Source organism: Noviherbaspirillum galbum (assembly GCF_010974945.1).
GTDB classification, from domain to species: domain Bacteria; phylum Pseudomonadota; class Gammaproteobacteria; order Burkholderiales; family Burkholderiaceae_D; genus Noviherbaspirillum; species Noviherbaspirillum galbum.
Genome location: NZ_JAAIVB010000004.1, coordinates 33,717 through 54,474, shown reverse-complemented (window position 1 = coordinate 54,474; position 20,758 = coordinate 33,717). Strand labels below are relative to the sequence as shown.

Genomic DNA, 20,758 nt, shown 5'->3' with positions numbered 1-20,758 from the left:
ATGGCGTTGGTTACCGGACCTGAGGATGGTTATTCACTGGTCGTTATGGCGAAGACATCATCAGGCAATCGCCAATTTCTACCATCGCCGCCGCAGAGTGCAGCCAGCATGACTTACAGCTGTAGTACTAAGAGTTATTTCGGAAAATTTATGAAATCTATCGAACAGGGAACTGGGAAAAATGGACAGTAGAAATGAGAGCGAACGGATCGATCATAATAATAAATTAACTTCGATGCCAGCTAATCCGTGGGAGTTTGATGTTGATTTGGGAACTTCGCCAAACGAAGCATTAAATCGGATATTGAGTATTGTTTATGAAGTTGCAAAACATGATGCAGATTCATGGCCATCCGATAACGATTGGCGTATAAGTTTGCCTAGTTGGTTCAAGGAGAAAGTACCCGAATTGAACAAGGAGGAAACGGATCAGCTTCTGGCATCCACACCGAGAGATAAGTGGGACACTTTGCCGTGGGAATTTTTTTCTTGGATAGATGCTATGAGAGACCGTGGTTGGAAGTGGTGGGGATACAGTCAGAGCGGAAATTTGGCTACCATTGTTCTCCATATTGCCACTTACCCCGAAAGGATTGATGCTTTTAGGGAGATCTTGCGGGCCGCTGGAGTTAAAATTGAACGCGAGCAATACGGAGAAATAAGCTGATACCTACAGTGGATTGCCGGTACCTTTAGGGGTAGGTGAGCAAAGACAACATCTGCGGGTATAAAAGGTCTTATAGCCACCTGCCTGCGGAAGAGGTGCCATCATGCCCGTTCCCTATTCGATGTTTGTGTTGGAGAATCGTTCAAGCCTGCGCACGTGGTAACCAATCGCAACGCCAAGTCGCCAACTATTTCTAGGTCAGCCTGGCGACTGTGGAAAATATCCTCCGACTGTACCGGCGCACCGGTGATGTTTCGCCGCATAAGCCGGATCATCCGGGACCACCCGCGCGCCTTGATAACAAAGCCCGTGCGCAACTGCGCCGCTTCCTGGCGAAACAGCCCGATATGACGCTAGCCGAACTGCGGCAGCAACTAGTGCGCGACAATGGCCCGCTGGTGAGCACGTCGAGAATCTGCCGGGTCCTGCAGGAAATGGGATTGCGCCCAAAAAAAAGGCAGTACATGCCTGCGAACGGGACACCACGCGGGTATGTCAGGAGCGGCGGCGGTATTACAAGACAATAGCCGGTTGCTCAGTCAAGAAGCTTAAGTTCATTGACGAAACCGGCGTGAACCTGAAGATGACGCGTCGCTTCGGCAGGGCCAGACCGGGCACGCGCGTTCATGATGCCACCCCTAAAAACTACGGCCACAACGTCACCATCATCGGCTGCCTGTCCTGTTACGCCCTCGATGCCGTCATGACCGTTGAAGGCGCTACCGATGCAGCGGTGTTTCGGGCCTATGTGTCGAAGGTGTTGGCGCCGACCCTGCGCCGTGGCGATGTTGTCGTCATGGATAACCTTGGTGCTCATAAGGTGGCGGGCATAGCTGAAACGATTGCCGAGCGAGGTGCAGCGCTCATGTACCGGCCGCCTTACTCTCCCAACTGTTCACCGATCGAATCCTGCTGGTCAAAACTGAAGACTAAGCTGCGCAGCTTAAAAGCACGTACGCGCGAGGAACTCGACGAGGCAATTCGGAAGGCCATCAATACCATCAGCAATAGGGAATCCCGGGGCTGGTTTGCTCATTGCGGATACCCCCTAAACTAATAGGCGATCCGCTGTAAGCTGAGAGACTGCCCGCGCTTGCAGCGGGCAAGATAAATCATGCAGCTAAAAACGAAGGTCTCAAGCCGCCAGCCGTGCCGGCTGCCCCAAGCCCTCCAGCAAGACGTCATACTCCCCACCGGTCAGATGCGCGCGAGCAATCGACAGCATCCCCTCTAACACCGGCGGCGGCGCGTTGTCGCGCACGCCAATCAACAGCTCCAGTCTCTCCGCGGCATTCAGCGCCGGCAGCATCCAGCGCATGTGATGCGCCTTCTCCGCGGGCGAGAGCGAGTTGACGATCGACTGTTCGATGGCGATGAGTTCCCCATCGGTGTAGGCATCCTGCAGCGCGGCGTTGTGCGCCGTTTCCTCGAACTGCATGTGCACCAGGTTGTCGCCGACGAAGGCGGCGAGGACGCGGTAGAGGGCATGCGCTTCGGCCGCGCGGCTCGATGCCGGCGCCAGTTCGACGTCCATGGCGAGCTGATGCAGCTGATGGATCTCGGCTTCGTGGTGCACGTGCTCGTCGGCGATGCGCGCGCTGGAGGCGGGAACGCGGGCTTCCATTGCGGGGTGGACGTAGGTGTTCTCTTTCTCGAGGTGCCCCTGGAACATGTGCAGCAGCTCGCGAACCTGCGCCACGCATTCGGTCATTGCCGCGTCGTCGGCGGGATCGGCCGCGCCGAGGCGGGTGAGGGTGGTGGTCATGCACAGGCGCAGCGCCTTGTGGATGCGGCGATAGATGTCGACGCGCTGGTGTTGGGAAGCTTGGCCGCTTGTGGCGGTGGATTCGATGGCGTGCATGGTGGCTCCGGTCGTCTTCTTGGGTTGGCGGGTTGGTTGCGGTAACGGCTGGATTGAGGGCATCGCGGCGTTGTGGGATGCGTTGCCTTCGCAATTCGTCGGTACGGAGCGTACTTTACGCAAGAAGGGATGGGCCGGTTCTTAAAACTTCATTCATCTAATCCTAAAATAACCTTAATGGCCAAGGGGAAAAGGACGGGTCAGAAGGAGGAGCCGGGCTGTTTGAGGAATTCGATTTCTTCCTCGGTCGAGGGTCGTCCGAGGATGGCGTTCCGATGCGGGTAACGTCCGAAGCGGTCGATGATTGCCTTGTGCCTTAGTTCGAAGCGGTAGTTGTCCTCGGGTGTCAAGCATTTGAACAGGTCTTCCGCGATGGCATGGATATGCTTCGACTCGCTGTGCATGTAAGGCATGATGAGGAAGGCGCATTCCGTCAGCGACAGTTGCTCGTCGGCCCGCGCGGCGCAGGCTTCCTGGGCGAGGACCAGCGCCGTCGGGTCCTGCGCGAAGGCGGCGGGCGTATTGCGGTGGATGTTCCGCGAGAATTGATCGAGCACGATGATTTCGGCGAGGCGGCCCTTCGGCGAGGCGCGCCATGCGTGCAGCTCGCCCTGCCGCGCGCGTTCCAGCAAATCGCCGAAGCGCTGGCGGATGACGTCATCGAATGCCGGTTCTGCGGACCACCAGCTTTTTGGCGGGATGTCCTCGAACCAGAACTTGAGCACCTCTTCCATTGTTTTTCTCCTTTGACGAATTTGAGGAACGAAAGGCATGAAGGCATTCGTCGGCATGGTGATCGGTTTTCCACGCGGCACGCAGCGCTACATCAAGCCGCTGAACCTTCCGGCGATGCATCCTATCCATAAGGATAAACGGAAGACATCATGACACCGATCGTACGCAGCCTGCTTGAGACCGATCTCTACAAGTTCACCATGTGGCAGGCCTTGCTGCACAGCCATCCGGGCGCGACTGCGGAGTATGAATTCCATTGCCGTAACGTGCCGGCCTTTCCGCTGGCGTCGCTGGCGGAGGAGGTGGACCGGGAGCTGGACCATCTATGCGCCTTGCACTTCCAGGAGGAAGAGCTGGCCTATCTGCGCGGATTGCGCTTCATCAAGAGCGACTTCGTGGACTTTCTGGCCGTGTTTCGCTTCCAGCGCAAGTTCATCACCGTGCGAGCGGAAGGCGACACGCTGGTCGTGCGCGCGTCCGGGCCGCAAGTGCATGTGATGGGTTTCGAGATCTACGTGCTCTACATTATCAATGAGCTGTACTTCCGGCGAATTTCCGACGCGGGCACACTGGACGAGGCGCGCCGGCGCCTGCAGGACAAGCTGGCGCGGCTGCGCGATTTCGCCAGCGAACCGCCGCTGCTCCATCCCTTCGAATTCTTTGATTTCGGGACGCGCCGCCGATTCTCCTGCGCTTGGCATGAAGAAGTGGTGGCAACGATTGCCCGTGAGGCACCGCAGTTCTTCAAGGGGACGTCGAACGTCTACCTGGCGATGAAGTGCAGGCTGGTGCCGATCGGCACCATGGCGCATGAGTACCTGCAGGCTTACCAGGCCTTCGGCGTGCGGCTGCGCGACTTCCAGAAGGCAGCGCTGGAGGACTGGGTGCAGGAATACCGCGGCGACCTCGGCACCGCGCTTACCGACGTGGTCGGCATGGATGCCTTCCTTGCCGACTTCGACCTGTACTTCGCCAAGCTCTTCGATGGCTTGCGCCATGACTCGGGCGATCCGGTGGAATGGGGCGAAAAGGCAATTGCCCACTACGCCCGCCTGCGCCTCGACCCGCGCACCAAGCGCCTGGTGTTTTCCGACGGGCTTACCCTGGACAAGGCATTCGCGCTGTACCGCCATTTTGCCAATCGTATCCAGACCGGCTTCGGCATCGGCACCAACCTGACCAATGACACCGGCATCACGCCGCTGAACATCGTGATGAAGTTGATGTCATGCAATGGACAGGCGGTTGCCAAGCTGTCGGATTCGCCGGGCAAGACGCTGTGCCGCGACGAAACCTTCCTGGCTTACCTGCGGCAGGTGTTTCATCATCCCTCCCATGCCGCATGAGCCGGCAGTAAAGGAAACCACGTGACGCCAACCCACGACGCCGCCGTTCTGATCGGCCGCTTCCAGCCTTTCCACTGCGGCCATGCCAGGCTTCTGGAGCTTGCCCTCGCTACGGCGCCGCGGGTGTTCGTCGTGCTCGGTTCGTCCTTCCACGCGCGCAGTCCGAAGAATCCGTTCACCTGCGACGAACGCGCAAGCATGATCCGGCTCAGCCTGCCGGAGGCGCAGCGCGATCGCGTTTCCTTCATCGCGGTGCGCGATTATTACCAGGACCGGCGCTGGGCGGAGGCGGTGCAGCGCAAGGTAGGGCGGCACGTGCCCGAGACCGCCCGCATTGCATTGGTCGGCTATTTCAAGGATGCGTCGAGTTATTACCTGAATCGCTTCCCACGCTGGGAGCTCATGACCGGCGAGGCGCTTGCTGACGTCGATTCGACGCGCGTTCGCCAGGTATTCTTCGAAGCCGAAGACATCGATGTTTCGCTGGCGGTGGTCGCGCCCATGCTGACCGTGCCGGTCCGGCAGTTTCTCAAGGCATGGTCGACATTGCCGCATTACCGCAAGCTGGTTCAGGAGCATGCGGCCATCCAGGCCTACCGCGCAGCCTGGAAGCTGGCACCGTTTCCGCCGGTGCAGACCACGGTGGATTCGGTAGTCACCGCCGCCGGCCACGTGCTGCTGGTGCGGCGCGGCGCCTTCCCCGGCAAGGGTTTGTGGGCGCTCCCCGGCGGCTTCCTCGAGCAGCGCGAACGCCTGGTGCAGGGCGCGGTGCGCGAGTTGATGGAAGAAACCCGCCTCGCCGTGCTGGAGGAAGAACTGCTGGACGCGCTCAGGGCGGTGCAGGTGTTTGACCACCCGGACCGCAGCCAGCGCACGCGCACGATTACCCATGGGCATTACTTCGCCCTGGCGCGCGACCAGCTGCCGGATGTCGAAGGCGCCGATGATGCCGCGTCCGCCGCCTGGATTCCATTGGTCTCACTTGCCGCGATGGAAGACCAGTTCTTCGATGATCACTTCCACATACTCGATCATTTCCTTGGATTGACCTCCGACGACGAGGCTTGACGGCGCAGCGCCGGGAGCAAGGAATCTTTGCCGGAACGGCAAGGTCCAACCGGAATTCCCTCCGATCAATATCCATGCAGCGCCTCACGGATTTCATGCAGATGCAAGGGACCGCTCCTGAAGCCCGGGTGCAATACCGTTCGGTCAGGTATTTTCTTTTCATGCTGGTGCTGGCCTGCCTCATTCCGGGGCTGCTGGGCGCGATGGGCCTGTTTGCCTACGAATACCGCCAGGAGCGCCTGCAGACCGAACGGGATACGCTACAGACGGCGCGGGCGCTGCGGCAGGCGATGGACAACCACGTGCTGCGGACCCAGGCCTTGCTGCAAGGTCTCGCCTTGTCGGATGCGCTGGCCGCCGGCAATTTGGAGCGCTTCCGCAACCAGGCAAGGGATGCGTTGTCGGCATCCGGGCTGGGCAACCAGATCACCCTGACCGAGCGGACGGGACGGCAGATTCTCAGCACAGCGGTCGATGCCGGCCAGTCATTGCCGCCCCATCCGGTTCCCGCGCTGGTCGATCATCTGTTCAACGACACCATGCCGGTGGTCTCGAACCTGTATGTGTCGAGCGTGTTGCACCGGCCTGTCGTTGCCGTCCTGGTTCCGGTCAGGAAGGATGGGGAGATCACGTATGCGCTCGGCATGACGATCCTCCCCCTGACGCTGAACGCCATCCTCGACAGCCAGGGCTTGCCGCCGGGCTGGGTGGCGACGATCTTCGACGGCGATGGGGTTGTCGTGGCCCGCAGCAGGGAGGCCGCGCGCTTCGTCGGACAACTTCCCGCCGACCGGTTCTACGCCCAGCTGATGTCCGACACGGAAGGCAGCTTCAGCGCCACCATGCGCGACGGCGTGCATGTCCTCGCCACCCATACCGTTTCCCCGGCGACGGGCTGGCGGGTGGCGATTTCCATTCCGGAACAGGAAATCCGCGCGGGCATCGTCACCCGCATGCTCCTGCTCGCCGCGAGCGTCGCCGGACTGTTCGCGGTCGGCCTTCCGCTCGCCTGGTTCTTCAGCAAGAAGATCGAGGGCGCCTTCCACGGGCTGATCGCGCCGGCGACGGCCCTCGGCGACGGCAAGCGGATCACGCCGCCCACGTCCGACATCCGCGAGGCGATGGCGCTGTCGCACGCGCTGGGCGCCGCTTCCGCGCTGCTCGAGGAAAGGCAGGCGGCGATGCGCCGGCTGCTCCAGTTCCTGCGCGAGGGCGAAGCCAAGTACCGTGCCTTGTTTTCGTACATGTCGGAGGCGTTCGTGGTGGGCGAACCGATCCTGGATCCGAAAGGCAAACCGGTCGACCTGCGCATGCTGGAAGTCAACGAAAATTTCTACCGCTACACCGGCATCAAGGAACAGATCGTCGACAAGGCACTGACCGAGGTGGTGCCGACGCTCGAGAGGATATGGGTGGAACGGCAGTCCCGGGTGGCGCAGAGCGGGCGCTCGGATACCTTCGAAGGGTATAACCAGCACACAGGGCGGCACTTCAAGGCGTATTGTTTCAGCCCCTCGCCGGGACGCTTCGCCACGCTGTTCATCGACGTGTCGGAGCAGAAGCGCCTGATGGCGGAACTGCAGGCCAGCGAAACCCGGCTCGCGCTGGCGCTCAAGGCGGGAAGCACGGCGGTATGGGAGATGGACGTGGCGAGCGGCGCGATGTCGCCGGTCAACGACCTGCTCTACACGATGCTGGGCGCGGCTCCCGAAGAGTTGAGGACCGCGCGCGCCTGGCTCAGGCGCGTGCATGACGAGGATCGTCCGGCCATCATTGCCATGATGAAGGAAGTGATCGACGGCAGGCGCGCCAGCTTCTGGGGCGAACTGCGCCTGCGCGGCAAGCACGGCGACTGGCACTGGATACTTTCGCATGGCATCGCCTCGGAGCGGGATGGCCGCGGACGCGCGCTGCGCCTGGTCGGCACACATACCGACATCACCGAGCGCAAGCAGGCACAGGAGCAGATCCGCCAGGCGGCGCTGCATGATTCGCTCACCGGACTGCCCAACCGCACCCTGGTCTTCGAATTCGGCACCCGCGAAGTCGCGGCGGCCGCACGCAAGCATGGCAAGGGCGCGGTGCTGTTCATCGATCTCGACCGCTTCAAGCCGATCAATGACCTGCACGGCCATGATGCGGGCGACCAGGTGTTGAAGGAAGTGTCGCGCCGGCTGCTCGCCTGCACCCGCTCCGAAGACCTGGTCGGGCGCCTCGGCGGGGATGAGTTCGTCGTGATCCTGCCCCATCTCGACGGCACCATGCGGCATGCCACCGTTGCGGTGGCCGAGCACATCGTCCAGCACCTCAGCCAGCCCTACCAGGTGGATGATCTCACGCTGACGCTGTCGCCCTCCATCGGCATCAGCCTCTATCCGGAACACGGCGACGACATCAGCGGACTGATCCATGCCGCCGACATGGCGATGTACCAGGCCAAGCAATCCGGCCGTGCCACCTTCCGCTTCTACTCGCCCGAACTGGACCGGGAAGCGGAGGCCTTGCTGCTGCTGGAGCAGCGCCTGAAGCAGGCGCTGAAGTCGGGCGGACTGGAACTTTACTACCAGCCCATCGTGGACATACGCAGCGGCCGCATCATCAGCGCCGAAGCCTTGCTGCGACTGACGGACGACGCGTCGCAGCCCGTCGGACCCGACCGCTTCATCCCGGTCGCCGAATCGGCGGGCCTGATCGGCCAGATGGGCGAGTGGGTGGTGCGCCAGGCGTGCCGACAGCAGCGGGCCTGGCGCAACGAAGGCATCGACATCTCGGTGTCCTTCAACGTGTCGCCCATGCAGTTCCGGCAACGTGATTTCGCCGAGACCATCGGCGGCATCATCCGCCAGTACCGCGTCGACCCGGCCTGCCTGCATGTCGAGGTCACGGAGAGCGCCATCATGGACAACCTCGAGCAGGCGATCGAGGTGCTCAACCGCATCAAGGCGCTGGGGGTGAAGGTGTCGCTCGACGATTTCGGCACCGGCTACTCCAGCCTGAGCCGCCTGAGCGCGTTGCCGCTGGACAAGCTGAAGGTCGACCAGTCCTTCATCCGCCACATCCGCAGCGACCATGCCAGCCGGCTTGTGACGGACGCCATCATCGCGTTGGGTACGAGCCTGCAGCTGGAAGTGATCGGGGAAGGCATCGAGACCTACGATGCCCTGCGCTACCTGGAAGAAAAAGGATGCAGCCAGGCGCAGGGATACCTGTTCAGCAAGCCGCTGCCCGCCGCCGAGTTCGCGGCATGGTGCAGGCAGCATGGATGAATTGGATGGGTGCCGGCGGGTTGGTGTCGCCAGGACGTCGCGCGCTTACTTTTCCGTTTTCAGGGCGATCGGGCGGCGCGAGATTTCTTCCGAGGCGAGCGCGGAGAGTTCATGCAAGGCCTGGAACTGGCCTTCGGTCAGCGCGCGGGGCTTGTTGTCGAGGACGCACAGCGTGCCCAGCGGAAGCTGGTTGCGGTCGGTCACGGCGAAGCCCGCGTAGAAGCGGATGAAGGGATGGCCGGTCACGAGGGGATTGTCGCGAAAGCGCGGGTCGCGGCTGGCGTCTTCCACGACGAGCGCGTTGTCCTGCACGATGGCGTGGCTGCAGAAGGCCCATTCGCGCGGCGTCTCGGCGGTATCCAGGCCGAGGCGAGACTTGAACCATTGCCGCTTGGTCGTCAGCAGGGACAGCAGCGCCATGGAGGCGCCGGTGACCTGGGCCGCGAGCCAGGTGAGTCGGTCGAAGGCGTGTTCCGCGGGACTGTCGACCAGGCCGGTCGCGGCCAGCGCCTGCAGGCGAGCGGCTTCGTTTTCGGGCACGGGGTAATCGGGATCGTCCGCCGCCAGGAATTCGGTGGGCAGGGAAACCAGGGTCGCCGGATCCGCGTCGGCGCGGGAGCGGGAGGGTTGGCGTTCTAGGAGCCGCATGACGGAGCTGAGCCGGACGCGGCGGTGTCCGCCGGGCGTCTTCCAGGAATCCAGGGTTCCCGATTCGATCCAGAGCTGGGCGGTACTGACGGCAACTCCCAGCAGACGCGCTGTTTCGCTGGTTGTCAGAATCGGATCATCATGACCGGGCAACGGGTGATTCTTCATAACGGTTCCATAAGGCGTCAGCCATTATACACCTTGGCTTTTTTTACTAGTCAGAAATAATAAAGTTGGTAAAAACAATGAGGCAAGTGCGCAGTGAAGCGCTGGCAGGCCGAGGAAATTCGGTTAGCCTTGCGGCGTCTATATCAATTGATGCATCGTCAATGCCTCTCGACTGGAGAACGAACCGATGAATAAAAACGCATTTGCCCTGGCCGCCTTCGCCATCCTTGCCTCGTCCGCCCGGGCCGAGACCGTCGGCGACGTCAGCACCACCTTCCGCCTGCTGGGCGCCAACAACAAGATCGTGGTCGACGTGTTCGACGATCCCAAGGTGAGCGGCGTGTCCTGCTACCTTTCCCACGCCAAGACCGGCGGCATCAAGGGTAGCCTGGGCATCGCGGAAGACACTTCCGACGCCGCGGTCGCCTGCCGCCAGGTCGGACCGATCGGCTTCAGCGGCACCATCCCTCAGGAAGAGGAAGTGTTCACCGAGCGATCCTCCCTGCTGTTCAAGCACGTGCGGGTGGTCCGCATGGCCGACAAGAAGCGCAATACCCTGGTGTACCTGGTGTACTCCGACCGGGTCATCGAAGGCAGTCCGAAGAATAGCGTGACCGCTGTCCCGGTGCCGAGGGAGACGCCCCTGCCGGTCAAGTGAAACCCGGCTAGCGCTTCTGCACGAGCGCGCTGCGCTGGTGCTCCACCTGCAGGATGAAACGCTGCAGACGCGCGCTGGAAGCGACCGGCAGGCGCAGGAAACACAGTCCCACCCGCAGCAGCGGGTGGGAGCCGGTGCTGCCGACCTGGGTCACGTGGCGAACCTTCGCCCGGTTGCGGATGACCTGCCCCTCGCCCAGCGGGAAGGAGATGTCGACTTCATCGCCCTCCGCCAGCGCCGACTGGTCGACCGCGTTGAGCCCCGCGCCGCCGACGCTGAGGTCGTGGATGGGCAGTTCGCATATCAGGACGCCGCTGTCGTTGGTGATCTTTGCCATGACCGGCTTCTTGACCGGCAGCGTCACGCGGTAGCTCTCGCGGCGCTGCATGCGCACGATGCGCGCCGGCAGCGGCACCTCGAAAGCATCCGCGCCGCCCCACGAGAACCGGCGCGGCGCCTGCGGCACCGAGAACTGAATCCGGATGCCGTTCTGCACCGCGACCATGACGCAGTTGCCGGTGCTGGATTCGAGCCGCCGATTGGCCCGGGGATCGCCGCCGAGGTCGAAAAGCACATGCTCCGCGCCGGCCTCGAGCAGCGTGGTCAGGATGAAGTCCTTGCCCTGGTTGAAGTACACGGTCAGGGGTTCGCGCTGGCGGATGAGATCATTCAGGCAATTGATGATCTCCATGCGGCCGAGCAGGAAGAAGCGATCCTCGATCTCGCTATCGTTTTGTGAAAGGTCCATTTCCCAGGTATCAGAATCAGTGGCGCATAAGATAACGCAGAAGCCTGCCGCCGGGCAGCGTCATGTGGATTCTGAAACGCAAAACAGGAAAATTTCAGCGCGATGACGATCGCGTTTGCGAATTGTCAAAACGAGGAAGGGATAGCGGTATGTTCCAATAAAGTTGGAACAATAAGGCGGGGTCGCCTCGCAAGGCGACGGAAACGCGGCGCTCCTTGGCAATGGAGGCAGGCGCCGGCAAACATGCGGATCATCGACGCATGGAGGCGGCGCGCTTCGGTGCGCCGTGCCAGCACGGTGATCCGCTAGGTGTTTCCGTTCAGTGCGCCCACTTGTCGGCGCCGGCCGACACGGCCTCGCACAGTCCGAGCACGCGGGAAAAGAATCCCTTGGCGGCTTGCGCCTCGGTGTTCGCGGTGCCTGCCTTGGCATTGGCCGTGGCGGCGGGAGCGACGAAGGAAGCCTGGAAACGAAGGGCGGAAAGCAGGGCGACTTCTTTGAACATGATTTTCTCCGGTATATTCTGCTGCGGTGCAATGTAAATATACGGATGGCCGGGAAACATTTCCAATTTCGAGTTGAAATGTTTGTTATCACGGGCATGAATAGCCGCTGCGCCTTGGGGTTTCCGCCACACAAGTTTGCCGCGTTCGGAGGTATGCTATGCGACTCCTCAGCCATCCGCCGTCCGCCAAGTGAAATCCCTCCTGTCCAAGCTCAAAGACCGCTTCCTCCCGAACGAGCCGGCGCCGCCGGCCCCGGCCGCCAGCGTCCAGGAAACCCGCCTCCCAGCCGAGGAATGGAAACAAAAAGGCAACGACGCCCTGGCCGCGGGCGATCTTCGCCGGGCGGAGGAATGTTACCGCCAGGCGCTGCGCGAGCGCCCCGGCTATGCGGAGGCGATGGTTAACCTGGGCGTGGTCTTGTCCGCGCAGGGGCGGATGCTGGATGCGGAGTCGGCTTTCCGCGACGCGGTCGACGCGAACGCCGGCCTGTGGCAGGCCGCTTACCATCTCGCGCTGATGCTGCAGGAGCAGGGAAAGAAGGAAGAGTCGAAGCGCCTGATGCGGCAGGCTTGCGGCCTGAATCCGTCGCTGCATGAATTGCGCTGGCGGCTGGGCACGATGGAAATGCTCGACCAGCGCTGGCTCGAGGCCATCCAGGCGCTCGAGCACGCGCGCACGCTCGAACCCGACCATGCCGAAGTGCTGAGCAACCTCGGCGGCTGCCTGATGAAGCTGGGACGACACGAGGAAGCCTATGCCGTCATCCGGCAGGCGCTCGCGCAACGCGAGATAGCGGAATCCCATTTGCTCGCCGGCGTCATCAGCGAGGAACTGCGCCGGGAAGAACAGGCGATGCAACACTACCAGGACGCGGTGCGCCTCGATCCGCAATCGCATACCGCCCATTACCAGCTTTCCTACCTGGCGCTCGCGCGCGGCGATTACCGCAACGGCTTCGCGCATTTCGAGCATCGCTTCCAGGCGGCGACCAACATGCCAGGGCTGGCCAAGGGCCAGGCGCTGATCGCGCAGCTCGGCGCGGCGCGCCACTGGACCGGCCAGGACCTGCGGGGCAAGACGCTGCTCGTCGTTACCGAGCAGGGGCTGGGCGATTCCATCATGATGATGCGCTACCTTCCGCTTCTCAAGGAAAGGTTCGGTACGAAGGCGGTGCTGGTGCGCTGCGAAGCGCCCCTGCTCAGCATGTTCCGCGCGCTGCCCGGCGTCGATGCCGCGCATGCCGAGGCGGAGCCGCTGCCGCCGGCGGCGTTCGACCTTTTCTGCATGACGATGAGCCTGCCCCAGCGCTTCGGTTCCGTCGCCGGCACCATTCCCGAGGCGCCTTACCTGCGGATTCCGGAAGCGCTGCGCGCGCGCTGGAACGACAGGATGGCTGGCGTGTCCGGACTCAAGGTCGGCCTCGCCTGGGCGGGCAACAAGCTTCTTGAAAAGGACGCCATCCGCAGCATGTCGCTGGACATGCTGGCGCCGCTGTTCGCGCTCGACGGCGTAAGCTGGTTCAGCCTGCAGAAGGGCGAGCCCGCCGCCCAGCTGCAGGGAAGCGTCCATCCCGTGATCGACTGGATGGACGATTGCAACGACCTGCTCGACACCGCCTCGCTGATCTCGCACCTCGACCTGGTACTGTCGGTCGACACCGCGGTCGCCCACCTCGCCGGGGCCACCGGCTGCCGGACATGGCTGATGAACCGCTACGACACAGAATGGCGCTGGCTGCTGTCGGGCGACACTTCGCCCTGGTACGGCGGCATGACGATCATCCGACAACCCGCGCGCGGCGACTGGCAAGGCGTAGTCGAACGCATCGGCGACGCATTGCCCTCGCTGATCGAGAAGGCGGAAGCCTGACCTCCTGCGCTGGACCTCTCCCGAAAGGGAGGGGACATGTAGTCACCTTGCCACCCATCACCCCTGAAACTCCAGCAAGCGCTGCACGGTCACGGGCTTGACCCAATGGTAGTCGAACCCCGCATCCAGCGCGGCCTGCCTGTCATGCGACTGGCCCCATCCGGTCAGCGCGACCAGCACCGCGCCGGCGCCGGGATAGCCGCCGCGTATCCGCCGTGCCACCTCGAAACCATCCATGAGCGGCATGCCGATGTCGAGCAGGACCGCCGCCGGCATGGCGGACGCGATGGCGTCCAGCGCCGCCGGACCGTCGTTGACGGTCGCGACCGTGGCGCCGAACATGCGCAGCAGTTCGGACAAGGTCATCGCGGCATCCACGTTATCGTCCACCACCAGGACCTCCTTGCCGTTCCACCAGCTTTCCTGCAGCGGCTTGCGGGCCGGCGCCGCCGCGTCGCCAGCGTCGCGCGAACGCTGGACGACCGGCAGCCGCACCACGAACTCGCTGCCTCGCCCCTGGCCCTCGCTGTGCGCGCTCGTCCGCCCGCCATGCATGTGAACGAGGCGTTCGACCAGCGACAGGCCGATGCCAAGGCCGCCGCCGCGGTCGTCAAGCTGCCTGCCCTGGGAAAACAGCTGGAAGATCTGGGGCAGCATGTCGGCCTCGATGCCGATGCCGTTGTCCGCGATGCGCACCTCGCATTCGTTTCCGTCTTGCCTGACGTCGACCATGATGCGTCCGCCTTCCGGCGTGAACTTGGCGGCATTGCCAAGCAGGTTCGCGAACACCTGGGTCAGGCGCGCGCCGTCGCCGAACACGTCGATCGGCTGGTCGGGATAATTCAGGCTGAGCTGGTGGCGGCCGGCTTCGATCTGCGGACGGCTGGCTTCGACCGCATGGTTGATGATCATCGCGAGGTTGCACGGCTCCCGGCGCAGCGCGATCTTGCCGGTGGCGATGCGCGAGATGTCGAGGAGATCGTCCACCAGCCTGCTGAGCTGGCCGACCTGGCGGTGCATGAGCGCCTGGATGGCAGGCAGGCGTTCGGGCGTCGGGGCGCGCAAGCCCAGGAGCGTCACCGCGTTCGACAAGGCCGCGAGCGGATTGCGCAATTCATGCGCGAGCGTCGCCAGGAACACGTCCTTGTCGCGGTCGGCCTGCTGCACCGCCTGGTAGAGCTGGGCGTTTTCGATGGCGACGGCGGCGCGCCGGGCCAGTTCCATGGCCAGCGCCATGTCCTGCTGCGAGTAGATGCGCCCGGATTCGGCGGTGATGAAGATCGCCGCGCCGATGACTTCCCCGTGCGCGGTCAGCGGCACGCCGATGTAGGAACGCAAGCCCAGGCTCTGCAGGGCCTTCAGCCGTTCCGGTTCGCGCACGCTCTGCGCGAGAGCGTCATCGGGTATGTGCGCCGCGAGCATTGGCTTGCCGCTGCGGATGACCTGCCAGCTTCCATGGGCATCGCCCGGCTCGGGCGGAAACCGTTCGTACAGGTCGCGGGCGAGCTCCACCTTGCGCGGATCGACGTGCGCCACCGCCATGCGCGAAAGCCTGCCGTGTTGAACGAGGTCGATGGCGCACCAGTCGGCGAAATCGGGGACCGCGAGCATCGCGACCTTGTTGATGGTGGATTGCGTATCGACCAGCGCCGCCAGTTCTTCGCTCGCCCTGGCGAGGAAGGCCATGTCGCGCTCGTCCTGCTTGCGGCGCGTCATGTCGAGGCTGATGCCATGCATGAAGCAGGGCTTGCCTTCATCGTCTTCATGCACCGTGCCGCGCACTTCGAGCCAGCGGAAGCGGCCGCCCGGGGCCTGAACGCGGTACTCCACGGAGTAGTCCCGCGTTCCCGGGCGCCGGCCCTCCCGCTTGTTCCTGTCGAGCGCCTGCCTGATGACTGCCGTGAGCTTTTCCCTGTCGTCGGGATGCACCAGGTCCACGTACTGGGACATGCTCGAAAAGCTGATGGCCGTTTCGCTGGATGCAAAGCCGTGCAGGGCAGGCGCGCCTTCGAGCAGCAGCACGCGGTCGTTGCGCATGTCCCACTCCCACACGCCGAGCCGTCCGGCTTCGAGCGCGAGGCGCAGGCGCTCCCGGGTCTGCGCATTGAGCATCTCGGCCTGGCGTTTTTCCAGCGTGATGTCGCGGCCGTTCGCATAGATCATGCCGCCCTCGGGAGCGGCCGTCCAGGCGATGTCATGATAAGTGCCCTGCTTGTGCCTGATCCTCACCTCGAAATGGATCAGCGGGCCCTGGCTCGCCTGCACGATGGCCTGCGCCGTGCGTTCCACGTCGTCCGGATGCACGAAAGGCGCGAAATGCCGGCTGACGAGGTCTTTCTCGTCATAGCCGAGCATACGCTTCCAGGCCGGGTTGATCGCCCGGATGTGGCCCTGCGCGTCAATCTCCAGCAACAGGTCGAGGGAGTTGGTCCAGAGGCGGTCGCGCTCATGCGTGGTGGCGACGAGGTTGCTTTCAAGCTGCGCCGTGCTGGCGTTGAGGCGCATCTCGTCCTTCTTCTGCACGGTGCGGTCCTGCATGATCTTGGCGAAGCCGCGCAGGCCGCCGTCCTCGCCGCGGATTGGCGTGACCTCCCCGCTTGCCCAGAAGCGGGATCCGTCCTTTCGCAGGTGCCAGCGCTCGTCCGAGCCGTACCCTTTGAGGCGCGCCTGTTCCAGTTCATGCCGGGGAATGCCGGCCGCTACGTCTTCGGGGGTGAAGATGCGTTCCAGTTCCTGGCCGAGCATCTCGTCCATCGACCAGCCGAGCAACAGCCGGGCACCGCCGTTCCAGTAGGTCACGCGACCGTCGGTGTCGAGGCCGATGATCGCGAAATGACGCGCGCTGTCGACGATTTGCTGGAAATCATCGTGAGGCGGTGAATCGCGTCCGGTTCGAAAGGTGGTCATGGCCAGGGTGGTCGGAGGAGGACCGGATGGCAGGCATGGATAGAATGAAGACAGGGCGGTTCGGCCCCCGGTTCAATGTTGGCCCGACCCGAGGAGCGATGCCCCCAGGCGAAACAGGGCCAGTACGTCTTCATGGAAGATCGCGAGCAGCAGCAGGAGGATGAGAAGGATGTCGCGGATACGCCGTCCCTGTCGGCGCAAGGTTTTTTCATTTGTCATGCTGCTCCAGGTTGCTTCATGTTGCTTGATGCTGCTTCGGGTTGCTTCAGGTTGCTTCGGTTTGCTTCAGGTTGCTGCATTTCATGCATAGCCGCAGGCGCGTTCGAGCAGGCCAGCCTGCAGGTGGTCATGATGTTCGAGGGCATTGTTTGCCCATTGGCATGCCTTGGCCGCATTCTGCTTCCGGTAATACACGAGGGCGATCTGCGAGCGGATATTTTCGCCGCGCGGCCACTTGTCGAGCGTGCGGTAGAGGTGGTCGAGGCTCTCGTCGAGCCTGTTTTGCATCGAAAGATAGGCGGCGTAGTCGACGTGCAGGTCGGCATCCGCGAGCGGCCGGGCGAGGGCAAGCTGGTAGTACACGTCGGCCGCGCGGGCATCTCGGTCGCGGCGCCAGTAGATCATGGCGATGCCGCGATAGGGCTCCGGGTGGTCGGGGTTGATTTGCATCGCCTGCCCATAATGACGCATGGCATGCAGGTAATCCTTGCGGTCGAGTTCCTTGCGTGCCTGCGCCAGCAGCAAGTCTTCCTTACCGACCACGCCGTAGGCGGGCAAGGGCGCGCTGGCCTTGTGGGCGGGCGACAGGGAACGCGACGATGCCGCGCAGTGCAAGCCGAAAGCGAGCCAGAGCGCCAACCAGAACCCGAAGGCGCGCTGCCGCACGGCATGCTGGCCGCGCTTCATGCGAAAACGCCAGCCGGCAACGTCAAACTCTCTGGCACCATGGACGCGACCCCCGGATAAATGGACACCAAGCTTGGACGGGAAGCGCTCTTGCTAGTTCGTTATCAATTGTTTCAGCGGCAATGTAATGTAACGGCGGGTATTGATGTAGTCGTGATCAACCTTCCTCGCGTTCCGGCAGCGTCAGGCGGCCGGTGTGGAAATCGTATTCGAAGACCTCGCCGTAGCGGCCCCATTCGATGGCGATTTCGAGCATGCGCTTGGCGTCCTCGGCCTCGAGCTGTTCCTCCAGCAGGTCGATGAACGGATCCTCCGGCAGGGCTCCGCCCAGCTCCGCCTCCAGGCGCTCGCGGATCCGCTTGGCAAGCGGAACGTGCAGCAGGAGTTGCTGGCCGAAAATTTCCTGGCGCAAGGGATGGTCGGCGTCAGCATACCGCCGGCCGAGCGCGGTGAGGGTGATATCGCCTTTCTCGACATGCGCCAGGCCGAGCATGCCCAGCGCCTCGTAGGTCGGGAAGAGCTCTTCGTCGGGCAGCTCGGCTTCCTCGGCCAGCTGCGGCAGGTCGGCATGTCCCTGGAACGGCGCATCGGCGAGCAGGTCCAGCACGCCCTCGATGCGGTTCACGTCGGTGTCGGGCAGGCGGTAGTCGACCGCGGCGGCGGTGACCGCCACGTGGCGCATGGTCATGAGGCCATACACTTCATCGATCAGGGCGCGCACTTCCCGCGAGTCGGCGTCGCGCGGCCGCGGCAAGCCGACCGCGATCTCCGTGCGGATGCGGCCGGGATCGCTCGACAGGATGATGATGCGGTCCGCCATCATCACCGCTTCCTCGATGTTGTGCGACACGATCAGGATGCCCCGGGTAGGTATCTGCTTGGTCTCCCAGAGGTCGATGATGTCGTTCCTCAAGGTCTCGCCGGTCAGCACGTCGAGTGCGGAAAAGGCTTCGTCCATGAGCAGGATGTCGGGGTTGGTCACCAGCGCCCGCGCGATGCCGACGCGCTGGCGCATGCCGCCCGACAGCTCGCGCGGCAGGGCGCCGGCAAAGCCGGCGAGGCCCATCAGTTCCAGCATCACGTCGGCGCGGGATTCGCGTTCCGCCGGCGGCACGCCTTGCGCTTCCAGGCCGAGTTCCGTGTTCTGGCGCACCGTCAGCCATGGGAAGAGGGCGAAGGACTGGAACACCATCGCGATGCCGGAGACCGGTTCGTGGATCGGGCTGCCGCGGTACACCGCTTCGCCGTCCTCCGGCGACACCAGCCCGGCGATGATGCGCAACAGCGTCGACTTGCCCGAACCGGACTTGCCGAGCAAGGCAACGATCTCCCCTTCGGCAAGGGCGAAGTCCACGTTCTCGAGCACGATGCGCGGCGCGCCGTCCGCGCTGCGGAAGGACTTGCGGATCTTTTGTAGTACAACCAGCGGCTGGCGTGGCATGACGTTCTGCTCCTCCAAGACGGCTCAACGGCCGCGGTCCTCGGCGATCAGGTAGAGCCTGCGCCAGAAAAAACGGTTCAACAGCATGACGAAGACGCACATCACGCCGATGCCGAGTGCGATGCGGTGGAAGTCGCCGGCATCGGTCATTTCCTTGATGTAGCTGCCGAGGCCGTCCGCCACCAGGGTCGTCTTTCCCCAGGTTACGTATTCCGCGACGATGCTGGCATTCCAGGAACCGCCGCTGGCCGTGATCGCGCCGGTGAGAAAGCTCGGGAACACGGCGGGCAGGTAGACCCGCTTCCACTTCAGCCACCCCTTCAGCCCGAGGTTGTCCGCCGCCAGCCGCAACTCGTTGGGCAGGGTCGATGCGCCCGCCACCACGTTGAACAGGATGTACCACTGGGTGCCGAACACCATGAGCGGACTGAGCCAGATGTTCGGGCTCAGCTTGCCGGCAGCGATCACGTAGACGACGAGGGGAAACAGCAGGTTGACCGGAAACGCCGCCAGGAACTGGGCCACGGCCTGCACCCGCTGGGCGTACTCGGGCCGCAGGCCGATCCAGACCGCGGCCGGCACCCAGATGAGCGAGGCAAGGGCGATCAGTATCATGACCCGCGCCAGGGTGACGAAGCCCAGCCCGACCACGTGCGCGGCCTCGCCCCAGCCCACGTCGCTGTGCACGAAGACCACGAAGCGATAGGCAGCATAGGCCGCGGCCAGCAAGATCAGGGCGTCCCACGCGCGGGCGCGCCAGGGCGCGCTGGCGGTCCTGGCCGGCGGGGCCGCGGCGCGCTCGCTTTCCCGGCTGAACCAGCCGAGCGTGCCGCGCAGCGTCGCCCAGATCCGGTCGCTCAGGGCGCTGATCACCCGGCTGCGCCTGCCCCAGTCCAGCAGCCAGGATTGCTGGGCATGCTCGCCCTGCGATTCCTCGAACCGGAACTTGTCGGCCCAGGCCAGCAGCGGCCGGAAGAACAGCTGGTCGTAAAGCAGGATGCCGGCAAGCATCGCCGCAATGGCGTAGACGATCGCGGCGCTGTTTTCGGCATCGATCGCCACCGCAATGTAGGCGCCGATTCCCGGGAGCTTGATATCCTGGTTCGCCACCGAGATCGCTTCCGCCGCAACCAGGAAGAACCAGCCGCCGGACATGGACATCATCATGTTCCAGAGCAGCCCGGGCATGGCATAGGGCAGTTCCAGCCGCCAGAAGCGCTGCCATGCGGAGAGGCGGAACACCCGCGCGGCTTCGTTCAGCTCCGGCGGCACGGTGCGCATCGACTGATACAGGCTGAAGGCCATGTTCCATGCCTGCGAGGTAAAGATCGCGAAGATGGCGGCGCATTCCACCCCGAGCAGGTTGCCTGGGAAGAGGGCAATGAAGGGCGCGATGGCGATCGCCTGGAAGCCGAGGATGGGAACCGACTGCAGCACGTCGAGCAGCGGAATGAGTACCTTCTCGGCTGCGCGGTACTTCGCCGCCACCGCCGCGAACACGAAGCTGAACACCAGTGCGAAGCCGAGCGCGGTGAACATCCGCATGATGGTGCGCAGGAGGTAATAGGGGAGGTAGGCCGGATCGAGGGAAATCGGCGTCGGCTGGCCGACGGTGAACGGGCGGCTCATCTGCATGGCGCCGAAGGCCAGCGCGGCGAGCACCGCCAGCACCAGCGGCAGCAGCGCCCAGTCCCAGCGGTTGGGCTTGGTCGCGAGGATGAGCTTGCCGCTCCGGTCGGGATTGAAAAGCGTGAACATGGGGCCCTTTGCAAAATGGAGCCGTACAACCTGCAGGCCGGGAGCGGCGGCATGCGAATGTCGATGGGTGCATCGAGCGCCGCCGGCGCCCGGACGACATTGTATGTTTTTTCTTGCGTCGCAACATCTGGAGGCACGAAAGTGCGGGCTGATTTTTACGTGCCGTTTACATTTCAATCGTCCTTTCGATCCGGATTCCGAGTTGC

At 63.4% G+C, this 20,758-nt stretch carries 18 protein-coding genes; 8 read left to right on the top strand and 10 right to left on the bottom strand.

Features of this window, described 5'->3' with window-relative positions; all coding sequences use genetic code 11:
* The 3 genes from G3574_RS28040 to G3574_RS00885 all read left to right on the top strand — a co-directional run.
* On the top strand, positions 1-192 hold a 192-nt coding region (locus G3574_RS28040; protein WP_205609614.1), incomplete at its 5' end, for a hypothetical protein.
* Positions 182-667, top strand: coding sequence for a hypothetical protein (locus tag G3574_RS00890; protein WP_163959954.1), 486 nt, complete (start codon positions 182-184; stop codon positions 665-667). The genes G3574_RS28040 and G3574_RS00890, both read left to right, overlap by 11 nt.
* Positions 668-1,082: 415 nt before the next feature.
* Positions 1,083-1,724 carry an IS630 family transposase gene (locus tag G3574_RS00885; RefSeq protein WP_163959962.1) on the top strand — a complete coding sequence of 214 codons (642 nt, stop codon included), beginning with the start codon at positions 1,083-1,085 and terminating at the stop codon, positions 1,722-1,724.
* 78 nt (positions 1,725-1,802) lie between these two features.
* On the opposite strand, the gene G3574_RS00880 is transcribed toward G3574_RS00885, so the two are convergent.
* Complete coding sequence (locus G3574_RS00880; RefSeq protein ID WP_163959952.1) at positions 1,803-2,528, bottom strand: hemerythrin domain-containing protein; 726 nt, start codon at positions 2,526-2,528, stop codon at positions 1,803-1,805.
* A gap of 200 nt (positions 2,529-2,728) precedes the next feature.
* Positions 2,729-3,262 (bottom strand): DUF924 family protein, encoded by a 534-nt coding sequence (locus tag G3574_RS00875; protein WP_205609613.1) that lies wholly within the window; start codon positions 3,260-3,262, stop codon positions 2,729-2,731.
* A gap of 150 nt (positions 3,263-3,412) precedes the next feature.
* On the opposite strand from G3574_RS00875, the gene pncB reads away from it, so the two are divergent.
* The 3 genes from pncB (at position 3,413) to G3574_RS00860 (ending at position 8,943) form a co-directional block, all read left to right on the top strand.
* Positions 3,413-4,609: a nicotinate phosphoribosyltransferase gene (gene pncB, locus G3574_RS00870; RefSeq protein ID WP_163959948.1), complete on the top strand. Its 1,197-nt coding sequence runs from the start codon at positions 3,413-3,415 to the stop codon at positions 4,607-4,609.
* A gap of 21 nt (positions 4,610-4,630) precedes the next feature.
* Entirely contained in the window at positions 4,631-5,677 is a 1,047-nt protein-coding gene (locus G3574_RS00865) for a bifunctional nicotinamide-nucleotide adenylyltransferase/Nudix hydroxylase (protein ID WP_163959946.1), read from the top strand.
* Positions 5,678-5,751: 74 nt separating this feature from the next.
* Positions 5,752-8,943: an EAL domain-containing protein gene (locus G3574_RS00860; protein ID WP_163959944.1), complete on the top strand. Its 3,192-nt coding sequence runs from the start codon at positions 5,752-5,754 to the stop codon at positions 8,941-8,943.
* A 45-nt stretch (positions 8,944-8,988) separates the two neighbouring features.
* On the opposite strand, the gene G3574_RS00855 is transcribed toward G3574_RS00860, so the two are convergent.
* On the bottom strand, positions 8,989-9,759 hold the full coding sequence (locus G3574_RS00855) for a helix-turn-helix domain-containing protein (protein ID WP_163959942.1): 771 nt from the start codon (positions 9,757-9,759) through the stop codon (positions 8,989-8,991).
* 187 nt (positions 9,760-9,946) lie between these two features.
* Between G3574_RS00855 and G3574_RS00850 the strand changes: the two genes are divergently transcribed.
* Positions 9,947-10,417, top strand: coding sequence for a CreA family protein (locus G3574_RS00850; RefSeq protein WP_163959940.1), 471 nt, complete (start codon positions 9,947-9,949; stop codon positions 10,415-10,417).
* A gap of 7 nt (positions 10,418-10,424) precedes the next feature.
* Here the strand turns inward: G3574_RS00850 and G3574_RS00845 are convergent, their stop codons facing one another.
* Together G3574_RS00845 and G3574_RS00840 are read right to left on the bottom strand one after the other, a co-directional pair.
* On the bottom strand, positions 10,425-11,165 hold the full coding sequence (locus G3574_RS00845) for a flagellar brake protein (protein WP_163959938.1): 741 nt from the start codon (positions 11,163-11,165) through the stop codon (positions 10,425-10,427).
* A 319-nt stretch (positions 11,166-11,484) separates the two neighbouring features.
* A complete protein-coding gene (locus tag G3574_RS00840) occupies positions 11,485-11,670 on the bottom strand; it encodes a hypothetical protein (RefSeq protein ID WP_163959936.1) in 186 nt (61 codons plus the stop codon).
* 190 nt (positions 11,671-11,860) lie between these two features.
* Here G3574_RS00840 and G3574_RS00835 point away from each other — a divergent pair, with 190 nt between their 5' ends.
* Positions 11,861-13,540: a tetratricopeptide repeat protein gene (locus G3574_RS00835; RefSeq protein WP_163959934.1), complete on the top strand. Its 1,680-nt coding sequence runs from the start codon at positions 11,861-11,863 to the stop codon at positions 13,538-13,540.
* A gap of 57 nt (positions 13,541-13,597) precedes the next feature.
* Here the strand turns inward: G3574_RS00835 and G3574_RS00830 are convergent, their stop codons facing one another.
* The 5 genes from G3574_RS00830 to G3574_RS00810 all read right to left on the bottom strand — a co-directional run bounded on the left by G3574_RS00830 (position 13,598) and on the right by G3574_RS00810 (position 20,552).
* Positions 13,598-16,447, bottom strand: a complete 2,850-nt coding sequence (locus tag G3574_RS00830) for a hybrid sensor histidine kinase/response regulator (protein WP_163959932.1) — start codon at positions 16,445-16,447, stop codon at positions 13,598-13,600.
* A 72-nt stretch (positions 16,448-16,519) separates the two neighbouring features.
* Positions 16,520-16,666, bottom strand: a complete 147-nt coding sequence (locus G3574_RS00825) for a hypothetical protein (protein WP_163959930.1) — start codon at positions 16,664-16,666, stop codon at positions 16,520-16,522.
* 81 nt (positions 16,667-16,747) lie between these two features.
* On the bottom strand, positions 16,748-17,353 hold the full coding sequence (locus G3574_RS00820) for a tetratricopeptide repeat protein (RefSeq protein WP_163959927.1): 606 nt from the start codon (positions 17,351-17,353) through the stop codon (positions 16,748-16,750).
* A gap of 157 nt (positions 17,354-17,510) precedes the next feature.
* Positions 17,511-18,794, bottom strand: a complete 1,284-nt coding sequence (locus tag G3574_RS00815; RefSeq protein ID WP_163959926.1) for an ABC transporter ATP-binding protein — start codon at positions 18,792-18,794, stop codon at positions 17,511-17,513.
* Positions 18,795-18,818: 24 nt separating this feature from the next.
* Entirely contained in the window at positions 18,819-20,552 is a 1,734-nt protein-coding gene (locus G3574_RS00810) for an ABC transporter permease (protein WP_163959924.1), read from the bottom strand.
* Positions 20,553-20,758 lie beyond the last annotated feature (206 nt).

Bases quoted from the DNA above. Each gene is read 5' to 3' on its own strand.
- G3574_RS00845 (WP_163959938.1), bottom strand. From the start codon at position 11,165: ATGGACCTTTCACAAAACGATAGCGAGATCGAGGATCGCTTCTTCCTG.
- G3574_RS00810 (WP_163959924.1), bottom strand. From the start codon at position 20,552: ATGTTCACGCTTTTCAATCCCGACCGGAGCGGCAAGCTCATCCTCGCG.
- G3574_RS00850 (WP_163959940.1), top strand. From the start codon at position 9,947: ATGAATAAAAACGCATTTGCCCTGGCCGCCTTCGCCATCCTTGCCTCG.
- G3574_RS00840 (WP_163959936.1), bottom strand. From the start codon at position 11,670: ATGTTCAAAGAAGTCGCCCTGCTTTCCGCCCTTCGTTTCCAGGCTTCC.
- G3574_RS00890 (WP_163959954.1), top strand. From the start codon at position 182: ATGGACAGTAGAAATGAGAGCGAACGGATCGATCATAATAATAAATTA.
- G3574_RS00815 (WP_163959926.1), bottom strand. From the start codon at position 18,794: ATGCCACGCCAGCCGCTGGTTGTACTACAAAAGATCCGCAAGTCCTTC.
- G3574_RS00875 (WP_205609613.1), bottom strand. From the start codon at position 3,262: ATGGAAGAGGTGCTCAAGTTCTGGTTCGAGGACATCCCGCCAAAAAGC.
- G3574_RS00860 (WP_163959944.1), top strand. From the start codon at position 5,752: ATGCAGCGCCTCACGGATTTCATGCAGATGCAAGGGACCGCTCCTGAA.
- G3574_RS00855 (WP_163959942.1), bottom strand. From the start codon at position 9,759: ATGAAGAATCACCCGTTGCCCGGTCATGATGATCCGATTCTGACAACC.
- G3574_RS00880 (WP_163959952.1), bottom strand. From the start codon at position 2,528: ATGCACGCCATCGAATCCACCGCCACAAGCGGCCAAGCTTCCCAACAC.
- pncB (WP_163959948.1), top strand. From the start codon at position 3,413: ATGACACCGATCGTACGCAGCCTGCTTGAGACCGATCTCTACAAGTTC.
- G3574_RS00830 (WP_163959932.1), bottom strand. From the start codon at position 16,447: ATGACCACCTTTCGAACCGGACGCGATTCACCGCCTCACGATGATTTC.
- G3574_RS00820 (WP_163959927.1), bottom strand. From the start codon at position 17,353: ATGAAGCGCGGCCAGCATGCCGTGCGGCAGCGCGCCTTCGGGTTCTGG.
- G3574_RS00825 (WP_163959930.1), bottom strand. From the start codon at position 16,666: ATGACAAATGAAAAAACCTTGCGCCGACAGGGACGGCGTATCCGCGAC.